Here is an 18,991-nt window from a genome sequence, read left to right as displayed (position 1 = left end):
CCCCCCCCCTGTTTGGGGGGCCCCTCCCCCGCGGGGCGGGCCCCCCCCCCCACCCCTCCCCCTGCCCCCCTCCCGCAAGGGGAGGGGGAGAATGAAAGCGGCTCGAAGCGGCAACGTGAATAGGTGGGCCGCACCTCGATTCCGGTTGAGCCGGCCCGGCGGATCGCCCAACTTGGCGTCCTCGACGCGACGCCGGATGGGAACCGATGCCCGAGACCGTGAAGACGTGGCTGGTCCGCAAGCCGATCTCGGCGATCCGCTCCTTCCTCGAGATCGAGGCGGCGGGCGGCATCGTGCTGATGGCGGTTGCGGTGCTGGCCCTGATCGCCGCCAACTCGCCGCTGGCCGGTGCCTACGACTCGCTGCTGCACCTGCCGATCGGGCTGCGCTTCGGCAATCTGGCGCTCGAGAAGACGCTGCTGCACTGGGTCAATGACGGGCTGATGGCGGTGTTCTTCCTGCTGGTCGGGCTCGAGATCAAGCGCGAGATCCTGCAGGGCGAGCTGTCGTCGCGCGAGACGCTGATGCTGCCCGGCATCGCCGCGGTCGGCGGCGTGGTGCTGCCGGCGCTGATCTACGCCGTGATCAATGTCGACGACCCGGTGGCGCTGCGCGGCTGGGCGATCCCGGCCGCCACCGACATCGCCTTCGCCCTCGGCGTGCTGTCGCTGCTGGGCAGCCGGGTGCCGGTGTCGCTGAAGGTGTTCCTGACCGCGCTGGCGATCATCGACGACGTCGCCGCGGTGGTGATCATCGCCCTGTTCTACACCGGCGACATCTCGCTGCCGTTCCTGGCCTGGGCCGTCGCCGGCGTCGCCCTGCTGGGCCTGTTCAACTGGCTGCGGGTGCAGGCGCTGTGGCCCTATCTGGTGGTCGGCATCGTGGTCTGGCTGTTCGTGCTGAAATCCGGCCTGCACGCCACGCTGGCCGGGGTGGTGCTGGCCTTCCTGGTGCCGCTCGACCGCACCGCGGAGGACGAGGACGAGCCGCCGCTCTTGCGGCTGGAGCATGGGCTGCACGACGTCGTCGCCTTCCTGGTGGTGCCGATCTTCGGCTTCGCCAATGCCGGCGTCTCCTTCGCCGGCGCCAGCCTGTCGAGCTTCCTCGAGCCGGTGCCGCTCGGCATCGCCGCCGGGCTGGTGGTCGGCAAGTCGCTCGGCGTCGGCGTCGCCGCCTGGGCGTCGATCCGGCTCGGCTTCGCGGCCCTGCCGGCCGGCGCGACCACGGCCCAGCTCGCCGGCGTCTCGGTGCTGGCCGGCATCGGCTTCACCATGAGCCTGTTCATCGGTTCGCTGGCCTTCGAGGACCCGGCGCTGCAGGACGCGACCAAGATGGGTGTGCTGGCCGGGTCGCTGATCGCGGCGGTGCTGGGCAGCCTGTGGCTGATCGCGGTCAGCCGGCGGCGGCCGGTGCCGGCGGAGGAATGACCGTCAGCGGCGTGTAGACCCGCACCGCCTTCGGCAGCACCCGGAATTTCGCCGGGGTGTGGGTCGTCACTTCGCCGTCGGTGTTGACGTCGCGCGGCCGGCGGGTGCGGATCTCGACCGACCGGCAGCGGAAGGCGTGCACCTCGTCCCAGCGGCCGTGCCGCCCGGCGCGGAAGGACGGGTACATCAGCGCCAGCCACAGCCAGTGGTCGACCTCGATCGAATAGACGTCGAGCATGCCGTCGTCCGGCGCCGCGTCCGGGGCGACGGTCATGCCGCCGCCGTAGAAGCGGCCGTTGCCGACCGCGATCTGGATGCTCTTGCCGCGGATCACCCGCCCGTCATCGATCCGGATCTCGGCCGAGAAGCGCTCCAGCCGCCGCACCAGCCGCAGTGCCGCCAGGGCATAGCCGAAGCGGCCCCAGCGCTTCTTGGTGTCGCCGTTCAGCGACTTCGCCAGATCGACGCCCATGCCCAGGCTGGCGACGTTGAAGAAGGGTCGGCCGTTGACCTCGCCGAGGTCGATGCTGCGCAGCCTGCCGTCGACGATGACCTGCGCCGCCGCCACCGGGTCGGCCGGCAGCTCCAGCGTCCGCGCCAGGTCGTTGGCGGTGCCCAGCGGCAGGATGCCGAGCGGCAGTCGGGTCTCCATCAGCGCCGGCGCCGCGTGGTTCAGCGTCCCGTCGCCGCCGCCGATGATGACGCATTCGACCGCGGCGGCATGGCGCCGGATCAGCGTGTCGACATCGTCGTGCAACGGCCGCACCGGCTCGACCCCGCCGTCGATCAGGGTGCGGATCACGGCGTCGAGGCCGGTCCCGGCCCGGCTGGCCTTCGGATTGACCAGGAACAGCGCCCGGCGTGCGATCATCGCATCGCGGCGATCGTCGTGCGCTGCGCCGGCGCGCCGGCCAGCTCGTCGATGATCGGGCAATCGGGGTCGTGGTCGCCGGGGCACTCGTGCACCAGCCTGCCCAGGCTCTCCCGCAGCGCCTCCAGCTCGCGGATCTTCTCGTCGATCTCGACGATCCGGGTCGAGGCCAGCTCTTTCACCTGGGACGAGCAGCGCGTCGGGTCCTCGTACAGCGACAGGAGGGCGCGGCACTGCTCGATGGTGAAGCCGAACTCGCGCGACCGGCGCAGGAAGCGCAGCACCTCCAGCGTGTGGGCGCCGTAGTCGCGGTAGTTGTTGTCGCGCCGGTCCGGCCGGACCAGCCCGATCTCCTCGTAATAGCGGATGGTCTTCGCCGGCAGGCCAGAATGCCGTGCCGCCTCGCCGATATTCATCGCCTCGTCTCCCTCGCCGGTGCAGTGGACCGCATCGGATGCCCGCTGTGCAAGCGCCCGATTCGGTCTCGACACCGGCTCCCTAGACCCGCGGCCGCCAGCGCCGCAGCAGCAGCGCGTTGGCGACGACGCTGATGCTGCTCAGCGCCATCGCCGCGCCGGCGATCGCCGGATTGAGCAGGCCGAACGCCGCCAGCGGCAGCCCGACCACATTGTACGCAAAGGCCCAGAACAAATTCTGCCGCACCTTGTTCCAGGTCGCCCGGCTGATCGCCAGCGCATCGGCCACCAGCCGCGGGTCCGGCCGCATCAGCGTGATCGCCGCCGCCTCCAGCGCCACGTCGGCGCCGCCGCCCATGGCGATGCCGAGATCGGCCTCGGCCAGGGCCGGGGCGTCGTTGATGCCGTCGCCGACCATCGCCACCCGGGCGCCGCCGGCGCGCAGCCGGGCCACGGTGCCGGCCTTCTCCTCCGGCCGCACCGGGGCGTCGACCGCGGTGATGCCGACCTGTCCGGCGACGCTGTCGGCCACGGCGCGGGCGTCGCCGCTGAGCATCCGGACGGCGATGCCGGAAGCGGCCAGCCGCGCCACCGCCTCGGCCGCGCCGGGCTTCAGAGGGTCGGCGACGGCAATGGCGCCGCGCACCTCGCCGTCGACCGCGACCAGCATGGCGGTGCGGCCGGCGGCCTCGTGCCCGCCGATCGCCTGCGCCAGCGTCTCGGGCAGGACCGCGTGGATCTCCCGCATCAGCGCGGCATTGCCGATGGCGACGCTTGTGCCGTCGACCGTGCCTGTGACGCCGCGGCCCGGCCGGGCGGCGACCCCGCTTGCCGCGGGAACCGCCAGGCCGCGCCGCGCCGCCTCGGCCTCGACCGCCCGGGCCAGCGGATGCTCGCTGCCGGCCTGCACCGCGGCGGCCAGGGCCAGCAGCGCATCCGCGTCGCCGGCGATCACCGCGGTCACCGCGGGCCGGCCCTCGGTCAGGGTGCCGGTCTTGTCGAACACCACGGTGTCGATCCGGGGCGCCCGCTCGATCGTCTCGATGTCGCGGATCAGGATGCCGGCGCGGGCCGCGGCGCCGGTGCCGGTGACGATCGCGGCCGGGGTCGCCAGCCCCATGGCGCAGGGGCAGGCGATCACCAGCACCGCCACGGCGGCGCCCAGCGCCTGGTCGAGGCTGCCGCCGGCGACCAGCCAGCCGGCGAAGGTCAGGACCGCGATTGCCAGCACGATTGGCACGAACACGGCGCTGATGCGGTCGACCAGCTTCTGGATCGGCGCCTTGCCGGACTGCGCCGCCTCGACCAGCCGGACGATGCGGGCGATGGTCGAATCCTCGCCCACCGCCGTCGCCTCGAGCGTCAGGGCGCCGGTGCCGTTCAGGGCGCCGGCGGCGACCGTGTCGCCCGGCCGCTTGGCCACCGGCAGGCTCTCGCCGGTCACCAGCGATTCGTCGACCTCGCTCTCGCCGGCCTCGACCCGGGCGTCGACCGGAAAGCGCTCGCCGGGGCGCACCAGGATGCGGTCGCCGGGCACAAGCCCGGCCGCCGGCCGCTCGACCGGGCCGTCAGCGGTCAGCACCCGCGCCGTCTCCGGCCGCAGCGCCATCAGCGCGCGCAGGGCGGCGCCGGCGCCGCGCTTGGCCCGCGCCTCCAGCCGCTTGCCCAGCAGCACCAGCGTGATCACCACCGCCGCGGCCTCGAAATACAGATGGCCCATCGCCATGCCGCCGTGCAGTGCGACCTGCACCGCGCTGTAGCCCCAGGCGGCGCTGGTGCCCAGCGCGACCAGCACATCCATGCCGGGGCTGCCATGGCGCAGCGAGGCCCAGGCGCCGCGGTAGAAGCGGGCGCCGGCCCAGAACTGCACCGGCGTCGCCAGCACCAGCTCGGTGATCGGCGACAGGTGCCAGCGCAGGCCCAGCGTCATCGCCACCATGTTCAGCACCAGGGGCAGGGTCAGCAGGATCGCTGCGGCCAGCGTCGCGGTCTCGATCCAGGGCCGGCCCTCGTCTTCGGCGGCGGCGGCCGGCGCGCGCACCTCGTATCCGGCGCCGCGCACCGCCTCGGCCAGCGCGGCGCGGTCCGGCCCGTCCGGGGCGACGGCGATGTCCGCCCGCTCCAGTGCCAGGTTGACGGTGGCCTTCTGCACGCCGGGCGTGCGGGACAGGGCGCGCTCGACCCGGGTCGCGCAGGCGGCGCAGGTCATGCCGGTGATGTCCAGTCGGACGGTCGATGTCATGGTCATGACCGGGGAGATGGGGGTTCCAGAAGCTGGAAGGTCAAGCCCCCATCGGGCCCCGGTCATGCAGACGGCACATGAGACCCGGACGAAGCGACCTCCCGCCCTGCCAGGGCTGCCGGATCGAGTGGCGAAATCTGACGCTCGGTACCCGATGCGGAAGACGCCTTCCGACCCCTTGCGGCCATTGCCTGGACGACGAGCAAACGTCCGCTCTCGTCGAGAGCCGACGTTTGCTGTGTTGTGATCATGCCGTCACAGCGTGACGCCGGCCGATCAGCTGACGAAGCGCACCACACCGCCGTCGACCCGCAACGCTGCGCCGCTCGTCGCTGAAGCCTGTTCCGAGCAGGCGTAGACGATCATGTTGGCGACCTCGTCGGTTGTCGAGAAGCGACCGAGCAGGCTGGTTGGGCGCATCGCCGCGAGGAAGCCTTGTTCCGCCTCATCCTGGGTGACGCCCTGCGCCTGCGCCTGTTTCGCCATGAAGTCACCAAGGATCTCAGAGCGGGTCGGACCGGGCAGGACGGCGTTGACCGTCACGCCAGTGCCCGCCACGGCCTCCGCGAACCCGCGCGACACGGCGAGCTGCGCGGTCTTGGTCATGCCGTAGTCCAGCATCTCCTTGGGGATGTTGACCGCCGACTCGCTGCTGACAAACACGACGCGGCCCCAGCCTCGGGCTACCATCTGGGACAGATAATGCCGTGTCGCGCGCACGCCGCTCATCACGTTGAGCTGGAACAGGCCCAGCCAGTCCTCGTCGGGAATAGCGGCAATGTCGTCGACGCCGCGATACTCGCGGATATGTGCGGTCCCAACGTTGTTGACGAGGATGTCGGCGTCAGGAATCGCGGCGAGCAGCACCGCCACGCCTTCGGCCGTCGCCATATCTGCGGCGACGCCAGTGACGTCGGCTTCGGGCACTGTCTGGCGAATCTGCCGCACTGCCTCCTCGACACGCGCGTTGGTGCGACCATTGACGACGACGGCGGCGCCGGCGCGCGCCAAGCCCTCCGCTGTGGCGCGGCCGATGCCGGCGGTGGAGCCTGTAATGACTGCCCTGCGGCCCGTCAGATCGATGATCATGCTGTTCTCTTTCGCTTACTGGTCGTCTGGTTTGACAAGATCCTGGAAGGTGAGCGGCGACCAGCCGTGCCCTCGAGCGTGGGTGAGCGCGGCGCCCTCGGCGAGCGTGCCGAGCGAGACCGGTGCGTAGCCGAGTGCCTCGATCAGCGCTTTCGACGATGTCGCCGCCGCAGGGTCATCGCTCGCCATGAAGATCACGCGCCGGCCACCCTTCAGGTTCGGATCGGCGGCGAGCTTCGCCGCAGGAAGGTGATTGAACGCCTTTACGAAGTTTGCGCTTGGGAAAGCACGCGCCACCACTGCCGAAGAGGTGAGCCCGCCGAACTCGTCGAGTGGCGTGCCGTACGCATTCATCGCGTCTATCACCAGCTTGCCCGTCCAGTTCGGCAGCGCCTTGCCGATCGCCTGGTGCTGCGAGAAGGGAACGGCCAGGATGATCGTGTCGGCCGAGAGCGCTTCCGCCAGCGGCCGCGGAGTGACGTTGGGGCCGATCGCCTGGGCCACAGGCGCCAAATCGTCGGGCGAGCGGCGACTGGCGACCGTCACATCGATGCCCTGCCGCGCAAAGGCCTTGGCCAGCGCTTGGCCGACCGCGCCGAAACCGATGATTGCATAAGTCACTGAGCGTCTCCGGGGTATGTGGAATGCTACGCGCGCTCCGCGGCGTGCTCGCGCTCAATCGCGACCTTGGCGAGGTCCTGGAGCAGCGTCTCGTGGGTGCGCCAGAACAGGGCGGGATCCTGCTTCACCAGCTCGATCCAGAGCGGACCCTGCATCGTCTCCTCGGTCCAGAGGTGGGTACCACTGGGGACGGGAGTGATGATCCAGGCATGATAGGCCGTCGACGCCTTGTCCGCGATCGGGCCGCCACCCCAGGCGATGCGCGTGATCGGCTCGCACTCCTGGATGGAAGCATGTACGTCTTGGCCCGCGAGGTTGGTTTCGAACCGCGTGCCGAGCTGAAAGCTGGTATGGCCGCCAAGCAGGTCGACATGACGGACACCGGGGTAGAAGCTCGGCCAAGCTTCGGGGTCGGTCAGCAGCGCCCAGATCGTCTCGGGCGCCACCGCTACTCTTAATTCATTGGTGAAGTGAATGGGCGAGCGGCTCGGCTTCATGTCGTCCGGCCATCGGATTGCTTCGAACACGGTTGACCTCCTCGGTGTGTCGGCACCGAATTGGGGTCACCCTATAGCTGGTGAAACTCTCCGCTCCTCAACAATGGTTGTGCGAAAATGCACCGCCGCCGCTGTCAGCCGCCGGTACGGCACCTGCCCGCTAGCAGCGCCGCGTAGCCGGCGAGACGCTTTGAGATGAAGTCGGTGAACAACCGCACCCGCTTGGTCTTGCGAGTCTCGCCTTGCGTTAGCAGCCATAGGGTGCCGTGCTTGTGCGTCACCGAGCCCGGCACCCGCGCCAGCAGCGGGTCGGCGTCGCCGACAAAACAGGGCAGCGTGGTAATGCCGATCCCCTGCCGCAGCGCGGCCAGATGCGCGCCGGCCTCGGCGGTGCAGAACGGCACGCCGGCGATGGGTATGTCGCCTTGGCGCCCCCAGTCAGGCAAGCCGTCGAACTGCTTGACGATCCATCGCACCGGTTGGCTCGGATCGGCGCGCCATGCGGCGAGGCGTTCGCGCGATACATAGACGCCGCCGGCCACCTCCGGTCCCTTCAGTCCGTGGAGGTTGAGCGGCAGCGACGCGCGATCGTAGACGACCCGGAGCGCCACATCGGCTTGACGGTTGGTAAGGTTCACTGCGTCGTCGGACGCGTGGACGTCGACTTCGATCTCGGGGTGGAGCCGGGCGAAGTCGGCGAAATCGGGCATGAGCAGATGCGATGCAAGCGTCGGCGCCATCGTCACCCGCAGCAGCCCGCGGGCGCTCTGATCTCGCCCGAGAACGCGCGTCTCGAGTTGGAGAGATGAGATCTCCATCTGCTCGGCCAGTGAGAGAACCTCCTCGCCCGCTTCGGTCGGCCGATAGCCCGAGGGCAGCTTGTCGAACAGTTGCGCCCCGAGCCGCTCTTCCAGCTGTGCGATCCGCCGCAGCACCGTGGAATGGTTGACGCCCAGCCGTTCGGCCGCTGCGCGAACCGACCCGCCCCGGGCTACTGCGAGGAAAAAACGTACGTCGTCCCAATCGATCATTCGGCTGTAACTCTGCGCGATCAGCATGCTCACCGACACTGCCGCTGCAAAAGCGGCGAGAGCAAGTGCTGCCGGTGCATGCACGCACCGGTGTTGTGCAGCAATCGACACTCTCCGCCGCAGGTCGGCCGGTCTATCTCGCCCTCGGGGCAAGTGAGATGTCCCGCCCGACAGACAACACCATGGCAGGAGAGCGACATGCTCGACCACGTTATCTACCCGCCCCAGCACGATCCTCGCATTTCGGCGATCTACGCGCTCAACGAAATCGACGTGAAGGCGCCTGTGGAAACCGTCTGGCAGTTGTTGGTGGAAGCAGAGCGCTGGTCGGATTATTTTCCGCCCGAGGATCAGGTGAGGATCCTGACGGGCGGGTCCGAGCTGGTGCTTGGAACGAGGTATCGCCGCGTAACGATCGGCTTTCCGATGAGCCTGATGGTAACGGAGTGCGTGCCCTATCGCCGGCTCTCCTGGGCAACCACCGTTGATGGAGACGACACCGGCTCAACCGCCTTCCACGGCTGGGTCATCACGCCAACGGTCGACGGGTGCCATGTGCTGACCGAGGAAACACAGCAGGGGCCTTGGTTCGTCCAGAAGCTCGGGGTCGAGTATCCGGGCGGCCTCTACAGCTACCATCAGGACTGGGTCGAGGCGCTCGCGCGGGCGGCAGAGGCGAAAGCCGCCAATACCCAAGTATGGAGGGCATAGCTATCCCGGGTTAGAGTGCGTGACGCTTTGAAGGACACGTTAATGAGCCATGATCGGGCCGCTTGGAACCGTCGGCCCGCTGCCCTTCAAGTGCCGCGAAATACATTCTTGTGTCCGCTACTACCCGGAAGCAGTCACTTTCTCATACCGCTTCGAACGACAGCAAACCGCCCAATGCCGCCGGCCAGTGCCGCAGCCAGGCGCCGGAAACCGGCCGTCCCGATTCTCTCCTGAGACCGGACATGACCGGATGCGACCCCAAGCGGCCAGAGGCACCACGCCCCTTGCCGGTCCGGATGCGGCTCAATTCCGACGTCGAAGCAAACACTGATAAACGTCTGCTATGTGGCCATTCTCGGACGGACGAGGATCACGCTCGGATTTGTGATCGAATACTTCCTAGCTTACCGAAGGACCGACTGCGATTGCTGAAGCCGTCACAGCCCGGACAATGTGATTCCGAGACTTGCAGATGATGGACGTCGTGCGACCCCCTGGAGTGGCTATTCTGGTTTTATCGGTAGCTCGAGATCGATCACGTCGTCTACGCCGGTAGGAGCCCCGTTGCTTGGTAGCTTTCGATCAAGGCGTCAAATAGAGAGATGTCCGAGCGGCTCCTCGCCATGAGCTGGGCGCCGGCGACGGCGGCGAAAATGGCGCGAGCCCGCTCTTCGCTTTTTTCGGGACTGACCACGTCGGCAGCGGAGAGAACCTTGCTCAGCCAGGCCACATTGACGTCGGCAAAGGCTTGGACCTCCTTCTTCACCGGTTCCGGAAGGTCGTCATATTCGGCAGACATGAAGCTGCAAAGGCAAAGCCGATTGCCGGTTTCAAGCGATCTACGGAAAATTTGCGGGTACTGGCGGAGCGCGCTGACCGGATCGGACGCATCCGCCAGCATGGCGTCGAGATCGGCGCTTGTGTCCTCCCAATAACGCCTCGTGACCGCTGCGCCGAGGTCTGCCTTGCTGGGGAAGTGATGGTAGATACTCGCGGCCTTGATCCCGACCTCGTGGGCGAGATCGCGAAAATTCAAGCCGCTGTAGCCGTGCGCCTGTGCACCTTGTCTGGCGGCCGCCAGAATCGCTTCCTTGGAGTTTGTGCTCATTTCGATTCCCTAACCGTCGGCGGCCATCAGCCTACCATGTGTTAGATAGGGATTGACTGGGGAAAATAGACATCTATGCTCTCCCTACCAACTGCCAGGTAGGGTGCCGATATGAGCAACGACATCATCTTTTCCGACGCGACCAAGCTGGCCGAACTGATCCGCACCAAGGAGGTCTCGCCGGTCGAGGTCGTGCAGGCACACCTCGATCACATCGAAGCCGTGGACCCCGAGATCAATGCGATCGTCACGATCGCGGACGACGCGCTCAAAGCCGCGAAGGCAGCGGAGGCAGCGGTTCTGTCGGGTGAGGATCTTGGCCTGCTGCACGGTGTCCCCTTCACGGTGAAGGACTCCATCGACACCGCAGGAGTGCTGACCCAGCGCGGTTCGCCGATCTTCAAGGGCCGCGTTCCGGACACCGACGCGACCAGCGTGGCGCGTATGAAGAAAGCGGGCGGTATCCTGCTCGCGAAGACGAACCTTCCCGAATTCTCCTACTGGATTGAAAGCGACAATCTGCTCAGCGGCCGATCGAACAACCCCTGGGATGTCGAGCGCACGCCGGGCGGTTCGAGCGGCGGTGAATCGGCGGCCATTGCGGCGGGCATGTCACCCATCGGTCTCGGCACCGATCTCGCCATCTCCGTGCGTGGACCGGCGGCGCAAACCGGCATCGTCTCCCTCAAGGCGACGCATGGTCGCGTGCCGATGACGGGCATCTGGCCGCGCGTGCCGCGTCGCTTCTGGCATGTCGGTCCGATGGCGCGCTCAGTTCGCGACCTTGCGCTCGCCTTCTCGGAGTTGGCTGGGCCCGACGGCCTGGATGCCTTCGCTACGAGCACCGCCCAGTTCGATGCTGGGGTCGGCCGCTCGCCCCATCGCCAGTTGCAGGTGGGTTGGCTGGTCGAGCCCGGCTTCGGGCCGATCGACTCGGAAGTTGCCGCCACGGTGCAGGCGGCGGCCGAGGCGCTCAAGGGCGTCGGTTGCTTCGCGGAGCCCGTGCGCATCCCGGCGCTCGAGCGCGACTTCGCCCTCGACGTGTTCAACCGCCTCCACGTGATGGAGATGAAGCCCGCGTTCGCGGAAGCGACCGCCGGTCACGGCGACGATGAGCTTTACAAGATGGCCAAGACGATGCTCGCGCTCCCCGACACGTCCATAAAGGACTACATCGACGCCGAGCAGGCGGCGGAGCGGCTGCGGGACGGCTACGCTGACTACTTCACGCGCTATGACGCGCTGCTCACCCCCGTGCTGCCGCTTCCGGCCTACAAGCATGGCCAAGCGGAATTCACCATCAACGGACAGACCGTCGACGCCACCTACCTCCAGGGCGCGACCGTGCCGCTCAACGTCACCGGGCTGCCCGGCCTGTCGATGCGGTTCGGCACGAGCAGGGAAGGGCTGCCGATCAACGTGCAACTCGTCGGCAAGTGGCTGGCGGAATCCACGATCCTGCACCTGGCTTCGCTGCTGGAAGGAGTGAGCCCGGTTCGCAATCTCCATCCGAAGATCTGACAAGGAGCGGAGGCACAGCGAGTGTCCCACCGCGCGGCGTTCGGCCCCCTGGGTGCACGCCTAGAGACGCGTCGAGCAAAGTCTGACGCGGTGACCTTGAATGAGAGTGCGATGGTGGAACGAGCATTCCAGGTCGACCAGAAGCGAGTCGTCCGCTTCGATCGAGCAATCCGGACGTCTCGCCGCTCCGTGCCGGAGGACCGCTTCCCGCCCACACCGGCTGTTGCCGTCGGGTGCCAAGCGTCAGATTTTCACCACTAGGATAGGCCTTCGGTCTGCGCCACCAGCGGTTGATCCTCCGCCATCGGGCTGTCGGGCCGCAGCGCGATCACCTTCTTGCGCGCCAGCGCCCAGCCGACCAGCAGGCCGAGCCCGATCAGCGGCAGCGCCGCGACGGTCAGCGACCCGACCGGATAGTCCAGCGCCATCAGCACCAGCACGCCCAGCAGGAACAAGAGCGTGATCCAGCTGCTGACCGGCGCCCCCGGCATGCGGAAGGACACCGGCGCGGCCTCGCCCCGCCGGATCGCCCGGCGCAGCGCCAGCTGGCAGACCAGGATGAAGGCCCAGGTGCTGATAATGCCGAGCGAGGCGATGTTCAGCACGATCTCGAACACCTGCGACGGCACCACGTAGTTCAGCACCACGCCGACGGCATAGATCGCCACCGTCACCAGGATGCCGGCATAAGGCACCTTGCGGGCGTTCATCCGGGCGACGAAGTCGGGCGCCGAGCCGCCCATCGCCAGCGACCGCAGCACCCGCCCGGTGGAGTAGAGGCCGGAGTTCAGGCTGGACAGCGCCGCGGTCAGCACCACGATGTTCATGATCGTGCCGATGCCGGGCACGCCGAGCGCGCCGAAGAAGGTGACGAAGGGGCTGGTGCCGGCCTGGTACGCGGTCCAGGGCAGCAGCAGCACCAGGAGGACGACCGAGCCGACATAGAACAGGGCGATGCGCCAGATCACGCTGTTGATCGCCCGCGGCAGGATCTTGCGCGCGTCCTCGGCCTCGCCCGCGGCGGTGCCGATCAGCTCGATCCCGGCATAGGCGAAGACCACGCCCTGGACGATCACCACGGCGGGCAGCAGGCCGTGCGGGAAGATGCCGCCATTGTCGGAGACCAGCTGCAGCCCGGGCGCGTGGCCCGCCACCTCCATGCCGCTGCCGAGGATCAGCGTGCCGATGGCGAGGAACAGCACCAGCGCCGCCACCTTGATCAGCGAGAACCAGAACTCCATCTCGCCGAACCATCTGACGCCGACCAGGTTCATCACCGTGACGATGCCCAGCGCCGCCAGCGCGAACAGCCATTGCGGCACGTCGCCGAAGACCGGCCAGTACTTCATGTACAGGGCCACGGCGGTGATATCGACGATGCCGGTCATCGCCCAGTTCAGGAAGAACATCCAGCCGGCGACGAAAGACGCCTGCTCGCCCAGGAACTCGCGGGCATAGGAAACGAAGCTGCCGGAGGTCGGGCGGTGCATCACCAGCTCGCCCAGCGCCCGCAGGATCAGGAAGGAGAAGAAACCGCAGACCAGATAGACCAGGGCCAGGGCCGGGCCGGCGAGCTGCAGCCTTCCGCCGGCGCCGAGGAATAGCCCGGTGCCGATGGCGCCGCCGATGGCGATCATCTGCACCTGCCGGGATTTCAGGCCCTTGTGGTAGCCCTCTTCATGGGAGTCGAGCCAGGCTCGCTTGTCGGTGGCGGGGTCGCGGGCGGCGGCGGCCGGCGGGGCGATCTGGGTCACTGTTTCTTCCGCTCTTGTTCTTGGGCTTTGTTCGTGCCGCGGCTGCCCCGCGGGGACGCGGACGCTAGGACGCGACGAAAGTCCTTGTCAAACGCGAGCGTTACGATTTCTGTCTATTGATCTCGGAAGTCTGGGAATTCAGCCGGTTTTCGTTGCGAAATCTCAACTTTGCCGCGAAATCTCCGGATTCGAATCGGCTTCGATCCCGGCGATCAGCTTGCGCAGCAGATCCGCCAGCGCCGCACGCTCCTGCGGGTCCAGGGCCTGCAGGATGGCGGATTCATTCGCCATGTCGGCGCGGAAGGCCGCCTCGGCCCGCGCGGCGCCGGCCTCGGTCAGCGCCACCAGCACGCTGCGCCCGTCCTGCGGCGACTTCTCGCGCCGGATCAGCCCCGCCTTCTCCAGCCGGTCGAGCCGGTGGGTCAGGCCGCCCGACGAGATCATCAGCGCGGTGTACAGCTCGGTCGGCGTAAGCCGGTACGGCGGCCCGGACCGGCGCAGGGTGCCGATCACGTCGAATTCGCCGCGGTCGAGGCCGAAGCCGGCGAAGGTCGCCTCGATGCCGGCGCGCATCAGATTCGACAGCCGGTAGGCCCGCCCCAGGATCGCCATCGGCTCGGTGTCGAGATCGGGCAGCTCCCGCGTCCATTGCCGGCGCAGCCGGTCGACATGGTCCGCGCCATCCTCTGTCGTGTCGTCCGTCATCCGTCCCTCTCCTGCGTCAGTCCAGCAGGCGAGGCCTCTTCAGAATCCCCATTCCGTCATCCCCGCGGAAGCGGGGATCTCGCAGCGCTTTGACCGGACGGAGATTCCCGCTTTCGCGGGAATGACGGCAAAGGATGGGACAGTGTTCTGAAAAGGTCTCGCAGGCGACAGATACCCCTTCCGCGGCGCCTGGCCAAGATATCTTGACGAGAAGATAATTCGTCAATATATCTTCTCACGAAGATAACTTCGCCGCCGCCAGCGGCGCCCAGGGGAGATCAGGGAATGTTCCAGGTCCGTCGCCATCAGGAGCCGCAGCCGGGCCAGAGCCGGACCGTCCGCTTCGAGGGCCGCGACTTCGGCAGCGCGGTGTCGTGCTTCCTGGTCGACGCCGCGCCGGGCCAGGGATCGACGCTGCATGTGCACCCCTATCCCGAGACCTGGATCGTCCGGGCGGGCGAGGCCGAATTCACCGTGGGCGGCGAGACGACGAAGGGCTATCCGGGCGACATCGTCGTCGCCGCCGCCAATGTGCCGCATCGCTTCGAGAACACCGGCACCGGGCGGCTCGAGCTGATCGGCATCCACCCCAGCGACACCATCGTCCAGGCGCTGGCCTGACGCGAACCCCGGACACAAGGAACGCTTGCTATGCCGAAGATGATCTTCGTGAACCTGCCGGTGACGGATCTCGCTGCTTCGATCCGCTTCTATGAGGCGATCGGCTGCCGGAAGAACGAGCAGTTCAGCGACGACCGGGCCGCCTCGATGGTCTGGTCCGACACCATCACCTTCCAACTGCTGACGCAGGATTATTTCCAGACCTTCGCGCCGCGGCCGCTGGCGAAGCCGCGCGAGGCGATCGGCATGCTGATCGCCCTGTCGCGCGACAGCCGGGCGGAGGTGGACGCCATCACCGAGGCCGCGGCGGCGGCCGGCGGCCGGGCCGATATCCGCGAGCGCCAGGACTTCGGCTTCCTGTACGGCCGCACCTTCGAGGACCCCGACGGCCATGTCTTCGAGCCGATGTGGATGGACATGGCCGCGGCGGGGCCGTAGCGGGCCGTCGTCTGCCCTGACCCGATAAGGGTCAGTAATTCCACAAGGCCGGCACCCAGCGATAGCCTGCGCCGGCGACCGCCACCCGGCAGACGGACGGGAACGACAGGTGAGTGGCCAGGATCGGCTCGCCGGTCGCCGCCAGCTCCCGCAGAAGACGGACCCGGACGCGGACCGCCTCTTCGGGGTCGTGTTCGAAGCCGTTGTGCCACTCGAGGTGCTCGAACCCGTGCGGGAGTATGGCGTCGCCGACGAATGTCAGGCGATCGCCGCCGGACGCCAGGCGGACCACGCTGTGCCCAGGGGTGTGGCCGCCCGTGCGGGTGACGACCACCCCCGGCGCGACCTCGTAGTCCGTCTCGAAGGTCTGCAGCTTGCCGCCGTACTGGGCCAGGAACCGCTTGGCGGCCGACCGGATCATGTCCGCCAACGGCCCCGGCATGGCGGTGCGGGAGAAATCGGGCGCCTGCCAGAACTCGGCTTCGGCGGCCGACGCGTGGATCCGTACGTCCGGACGCAGCTGATCCTTCACCCCGTCGACGAGCAGCCCGCCGACGTGGTCGAAGTGCATATGGGTGAGCACCACATCGGTCACGGACGCCAGATCGACGCCGGCGGCCTCCAGCCGCGAGGACCACCGCCCGGTTCGCGGAAAGTTCGGGGCCTCCATTCCCAGCCCGGAATCGATGAGGATGGTCCGGCCGCCGCTCCGAACCACGACCTCGTTCAGCGCCCAATCCATCACCTCCGGCTGGAGCCTCTCGCGCAGCCAGGCCGACCGGACGGCCGGGTCGGCGTTGGTGGCCATCGCCTCGGCCGATATCGAGATCACCCCGTCGCTGACCACCATGACGTCGATCTCGCCGACCCGCAGCGCGTAGCGCGACAGAACCAGCTCGTCGGGCCCCGGCCCACCAGGGTGTGAGGTCTTGTCCAGGTACATGTCTGTCTCCTGCTGAACGCCTTACCCCGACATCGACGACGCTACGGCGAGGCGTGTTTGCGGTCGATTGGGTCGACGGAGAGGGCGAGCCATACCGGGGGATAGGTCCTGTCCGTTGGCCGGCCTGCGCGACCTGCTCCTCGGCCTGATCGCCGAGGATGAGCTGCGGGCCTGGCCACGGATTTCGTCGGGATGACGATGACCGGGCTTCAGCTCGCCGCCCGCGGCGGCGCCGGGCTCGAGGATCTGCGCCGGATGGCGGCGTTCGCTATCGATCGCCTGACGGCTTCGTGCTCTGATCCCCGGCGAACGATTGCAATTGCGCAACGGGCCGGCGACGCCCTCCGTCAGGCTGCATCGCGCGGGAGCGTGCTGGTGAGCCAGTCGCGGAACCGGGCGACCTCGGGGCGGCGCCAGCGGGCGGGGGTGGCGACCAGCCAGTAGCCGAGGCCGGCGTCGATCCGGTCGGGAAAGGCGCGGACCAGCCGGCCGGATTGCAGCGCCTCGTCGACCAGCAGCGGCCAGGCCAGCCAGACACCGTGGCCGGCCAGGGCGGCCTCGACCGCCAGCGACGCGTCGGGGAAGCGCCGGCGCGGATGGCCGGCGAGAGCGGCGGGGCCGCCGGTCGCCGGCCCGCCGGCCGCCAGCCAGGCATCCCAGCCGAACAGGCTCTGCTCGTCCTCGATCAGCGGCACAGCGGCTGCCCGTTCCGGGTCGGCCAGCGCGGCGGCGATCGCCGGGGAGGCGACCGGCAGCAGCGGCTGCGGCGCCACCAGCTCGGCCTTGAGGCCGGGCCAGCGGCCGCGGCCGAAGCGGATGCCGAGATCGATGTCCTCGCGGTCGAACTCGACCAGCCGGCTGGTGGTGACCAGCCGCACCTCCAGCTCCGGGTGGCGGGCGGCGAGGCCGACCAGCCGCGGCACCAGCCATTTCGCGGCGAAGGCCAGGCCGCAGGTGACGGTCACGGTGCCGCGCTCCTGCGCCGTCGCCTCGCCGACCGCCGCGGCGATGCGCTGGAAGCCCTCGCTCAGCCCTGGCAGCAGGCGCCGGCCGGCCGCGGTCGGGACCAGCCCGGCCTCGCCGCGCTCGAACAGGCCGAGGCCGAGCTGCTGCTCCAGCCCGCGCAGCCGGTGGCTGACCGCGCTCGCGGTCACGCCCAGCGCCGCCGCCGCGCGGGACAGCGAGCCGAGCCGTCCGACCGCCTCGGCCGCCTGCAGCGCGTTCAGGGAGGGCAGGGGCATGTTGAACTTTCCTCAATGTCGTTGAGGAGTTCTCGCTTGGATTCGGCGCCATTGCAACGAAATGATGCCGCCAGATCCTGAGACCAATTCAAGGCTGACCGCGCCATGACGACCGTCCCGTTCCATCTGGTCGACGTCTTCGCCGACGCGCCGCTGGCCGGCAATCCGCTGGCCGTGGTGGCGGAGGCGGACGGGCTGGACGAGGTCCTGCTGCGCCGGATCGCGCGCGAGCTCAACCAGTCCGAGACCACCTTCCTCTTGGCGCCGACCGAGCCCGGCGCGGCGGCCCGGCTGCGCTCCTTCACCCCGGCCGGGGCCGAGGTCTCGGGCGCCGGCCACAATGCGCTCGGCGCCTGGTGGTGGCTGGCGGAATCGGGGCGGCTCGGCCCGCTCGGCAACGGCCTGGCGCTGCAGCAGCAACTCGGCGGCCGGCTGCTGCCGGTTGCTGTCGAGGCACGGGGCGGCACGCTCGTCTCGATCGGCCTGACCCAAAGCGAGCCGCAGGCTCTGGCGGAGCATCCCGATCCGGTGGTGCTGGCGGCGGCGCTGGGCTTGCGCGGCGACGACCTGCTGCCCGGCGCCCGCACGGTCTCGACCGGCGCGCCGCATCTCGTGGTCCAGGCCCGCGACCGCGCGGCGGTGGCGGCAGCCGGTCCGGATGCCGCCCGGCTGCTGGCGGAGCTGCGCCGGGCCGGGGCGCAGGGCTGCTACCTCTACAGCCTCGACCCGATCGACGCTTCGGCCGCGGCCCATGCCCGCTTCTTCAACCCGACCGTCGGGCTGTGGGAGGATCCGGCGACCGGCAGCGCCGCCGGCCCGCTGGCCTGGCACCTGGCCGAACGCGGCCTGGTGCCGTCATCCGGCGAGGTGGCGATCGAGCAGGGCCATGCGCTCGGCCGGCCCAGCCGCATCGCGGTGCGGCTGGCGGAGGGAAGGGTCGAGCTGCGCGGCCGCTGCGTCACCGTCGCCGGCGGCACGCTGTATCTCTGACGCTCACCGAAAGGACAGACCATGATCGGAACCCGCATCTTCACCGGCTCGCCCTATGAGGACCGGGCCGGCTATGCCCGGGCCGTGGTGGCCGATGGCTGGGTCTTCGTCTCCGGCACCACCGGCTTCGACGCGACCGACTTCTCCTTCCCGGAGGATGTCGAGAGCCAGTGCGAGAACTGCTTCCGCAACATCGCCTGGGCGCTCGGCCAGGCCGGGGCGGGGCTGGAGCATCTGGTGCGGGTGGTGATCTATGTCACGAGCCAGGCGGAGTTCGAGCGCATCGTGCCGATCATCCGCCGCCACTGCGACGCGGCGCGCCCGGCCAACACCACGATCTTCGCCCAGCTGGTGCAGCCGCATATGCGGGTCGAGATCGAGGCCACGGCCCGGCTGCCGGCGCAGGGCTGAGAGAGGCCTGTCCTCCACCTGAGCCGGCGCATGCTTTCCTCTCTCCCCCTCCCCTCGCGGGCTATCGGATACACACATCTCATCCGCACGCTCGCTGGGCCCTGTTCGTTGCCTCTCCCACTTGCGAGACCTTTTCAGAATGTCCTTTGGGCCATCTCGGGGGCTCGCAACGAGATCGGTCGAAAGCAAAATGAGTCCCCCCTCCCCTTGCGGGAGGGGGGTAGGGGGGAGGGGGTTTTCGACGCCAGAGCCGGCCTGAAACCTGGCGATCTGGCCCCGGCGGCGAAGTCTGTCCTTGGCGCATTCGCGCGCGGACGCGCGCAGACCCCTCCCCCAGCCCCCCCCCCCCCCAGG

Annotated in this window: 19 protein-coding genes; 7 read left to right on the top strand and 12 right to left on the bottom strand. The window is 68.8% G+C overall.

Annotation, left to right across the window (positions count from 1 at the left end):
- Window positions 1–206 precede the first annotated feature (206 nt).
- Window positions 207–1,427 (top strand): Na+/H+ antiporter NhaA, encoded by a 1,221-nt coding sequence (gene nhaA, locus AAHM41_RS30370; RefSeq protein WP_342240365.1) that lies wholly within the window; start codon window positions 207–209, stop codon window positions 1,425–1,427.
- Here nhaA and AAHM41_RS30365 read toward each other — a convergent pair.
- The 7 genes from AAHM41_RS30365 to AAHM41_RS30335 form a co-directional block, all read right to left on the bottom strand.
- Window positions 1,393–2,298 carry a lipid kinase gene (locus AAHM41_RS30365; protein ID WP_342240364.1) on the bottom strand — a complete coding sequence of 302 codons (906 nt, stop codon included), beginning with the start codon at window positions 2,296–2,298 and terminating at the stop codon, window positions 1,393–1,395. The genes nhaA and AAHM41_RS30365 overlap by 35 nt on opposite strands.
- On the bottom strand, window positions 2,295–2,714 hold the full coding sequence (gene cueR / locus AAHM41_RS30360; RefSeq protein WP_342240363.1) for a Cu(I)-responsive transcriptional regulator: 420 nt from the start codon (window positions 2,712–2,714) through the stop codon (window positions 2,295–2,297). Before cueR ends, AAHM41_RS30365 begins: the two co-directional genes overlap by 4 nt.
- Before the next feature lie 82 nt (window positions 2,715–2,796).
- Window positions 2,797–4,956 carry a heavy metal translocating P-type ATPase gene (locus AAHM41_RS30355; RefSeq protein ID WP_342240362.1) on the bottom strand — a complete coding sequence of 720 codons (2,160 nt, stop codon included), beginning with the start codon at window positions 4,954–4,956 and terminating at the stop codon, window positions 2,797–2,799.
- 276 nt (window positions 4,957–5,232) lie between these two features.
- Window positions 5,233–6,045, bottom strand: coding sequence for an SDR family NAD(P)-dependent oxidoreductase (locus AAHM41_RS30350; RefSeq protein WP_342240361.1), 813 nt, complete (start codon window positions 6,043–6,045; stop codon window positions 5,233–5,235).
- A 15-nt stretch (window positions 6,046–6,060) separates the two neighbouring features.
- Window positions 6,061–6,666 (bottom strand): NADPH-dependent F420 reductase, encoded by a 606-nt coding sequence (locus tag AAHM41_RS30345; RefSeq protein ID WP_342240360.1) that lies wholly within the window; start codon window positions 6,664–6,666, stop codon window positions 6,061–6,063.
- Window positions 6,667–6,692: 26 nt separating this feature from the next.
- Window positions 6,693–7,193: an SRPBCC domain-containing protein gene (locus AAHM41_RS30340; protein ID WP_342240359.1), complete on the bottom strand. Its 501-nt coding sequence runs from the start codon at window positions 7,191–7,193 to the stop codon at window positions 6,693–6,695.
- Between the two features lie 104 nt (window positions 7,194–7,297).
- A complete protein-coding gene (locus AAHM41_RS30335; RefSeq protein WP_342240367.1) occupies window positions 7,298–8,221 on the bottom strand; it encodes a LysR family transcriptional regulator in 924 nt (307 codons plus the stop codon).
- A gap of 171 nt (window positions 8,222–8,392) precedes the next feature.
- On the opposite strand from AAHM41_RS30335, the gene AAHM41_RS30330 reads away from it, so the two are divergent.
- The gene (locus AAHM41_RS30330) at window positions 8,393–8,905 is read left to right on the top strand and encodes an SRPBCC family protein (protein ID WP_342240358.1); all 513 of its coding nucleotides are present in this window, start codon (window positions 8,393–8,395) and stop codon (window positions 8,903–8,905) included.
- A 544-nt stretch (window positions 8,906–9,449) separates the two neighbouring features.
- On the opposite strand, the gene AAHM41_RS30325 is transcribed toward AAHM41_RS30330, so the two are convergent.
- Complete coding sequence (locus AAHM41_RS30325) at window positions 9,450–10,013, bottom strand: TetR/AcrR family transcriptional regulator (RefSeq protein ID WP_342240357.1); 564 nt, start codon at window positions 10,011–10,013, stop codon at window positions 9,450–9,452.
- A gap of 111 nt (window positions 10,014–10,124) precedes the next feature.
- Here AAHM41_RS30325 and AAHM41_RS30320 point away from each other — a divergent pair, with 111 nt between their 5' ends.
- Window positions 10,125–11,534 carry an amidase gene (locus AAHM41_RS30320; RefSeq protein ID WP_342240356.1) on the top strand — a complete coding sequence of 470 codons (1,410 nt, stop codon included), beginning with the start codon at window positions 10,125–10,127 and terminating at the stop codon, window positions 11,532–11,534.
- 257 nt (window positions 11,535–11,791) lie between these two features.
- On the opposite strand, the gene ansP is transcribed toward AAHM41_RS30320, so the two are convergent.
- Complete coding sequence (gene ansP, locus AAHM41_RS30315) at window positions 11,792–13,288, bottom strand: L-asparagine permease (RefSeq protein WP_446719498.1); 1,497 nt, start codon at window positions 13,286–13,288, stop codon at window positions 11,792–11,794.
- Between the two features lie 162 nt (window positions 13,289–13,450).
- Window positions 13,451–13,993 carry a MarR family winged helix-turn-helix transcriptional regulator gene (locus AAHM41_RS30310; RefSeq protein WP_342240355.1) on the bottom strand — a complete coding sequence of 181 codons (543 nt, stop codon included), beginning with the start codon at window positions 13,991–13,993 and terminating at the stop codon, window positions 13,451–13,453.
- 285 nt (window positions 13,994–14,278) lie between these two features.
- Here AAHM41_RS30310 and AAHM41_RS30305 point away from each other — a divergent pair, with 285 nt between their 5' ends.
- Window positions 14,279–14,614 (top strand): cupin domain-containing protein, encoded by a 336-nt coding sequence (locus AAHM41_RS30305; protein ID WP_342240354.1) that lies wholly within the window; start codon window positions 14,279–14,281, stop codon window positions 14,612–14,614.
- A 30-nt stretch (window positions 14,615–14,644) separates the two neighbouring features.
- Entirely contained in the window at window positions 14,645–15,052 is a 408-nt protein-coding gene (locus AAHM41_RS30300; RefSeq protein WP_342240353.1) for a VOC family protein, read from the top strand.
- Window positions 15,053–15,083: 31 nt separating this feature from the next.
- On the opposite strand, the gene AAHM41_RS30295 is transcribed toward AAHM41_RS30300, so the two are convergent.
- Together AAHM41_RS30295 and AAHM41_RS30290 are read right to left on the bottom strand one after the other, a co-directional pair.
- Window positions 15,084–15,995, bottom strand: coding sequence for an MBL fold metallo-hydrolase (locus AAHM41_RS30295; RefSeq protein WP_342240352.1), 912 nt, complete (start codon window positions 15,993–15,995; stop codon window positions 15,084–15,086).
- Window positions 15,996–16,342: 347 nt separating this feature from the next.
- Window positions 16,343–17,236 carry a LysR substrate-binding domain-containing protein gene (locus AAHM41_RS30290; protein ID WP_342240351.1) on the bottom strand — a complete coding sequence of 298 codons (894 nt, stop codon included), beginning with the start codon at window positions 17,234–17,236 and terminating at the stop codon, window positions 16,343–16,345.
- A gap of 105 nt (window positions 17,237–17,341) precedes the next feature.
- On the opposite strand from AAHM41_RS30290, the gene AAHM41_RS30285 reads away from it, so the two are divergent.
- The gene (locus AAHM41_RS30285) at window positions 17,342–18,226 is read left to right on the top strand and encodes a PhzF family phenazine biosynthesis protein (protein WP_342240350.1); all 885 of its coding nucleotides are present in this window, start codon (window positions 17,342–17,344) and stop codon (window positions 18,224–18,226) included.
- A gap of 21 nt (window positions 18,227–18,247) precedes the next feature.
- Complete coding sequence (locus AAHM41_RS30280) at window positions 18,248–18,637, top strand: RidA family protein (RefSeq protein WP_342240349.1); 390 nt, start codon at window positions 18,248–18,250, stop codon at window positions 18,635–18,637.
- Window positions 18,638–18,991 lie beyond the last annotated feature (354 nt).

This window comes from Inquilinus sp. OTU3971, from assembly GCF_038440215.1.
Note: the sequence above shows the minus strand (reverse complement) of the source record. Positions and strands in the feature narration are given on the sequence as shown.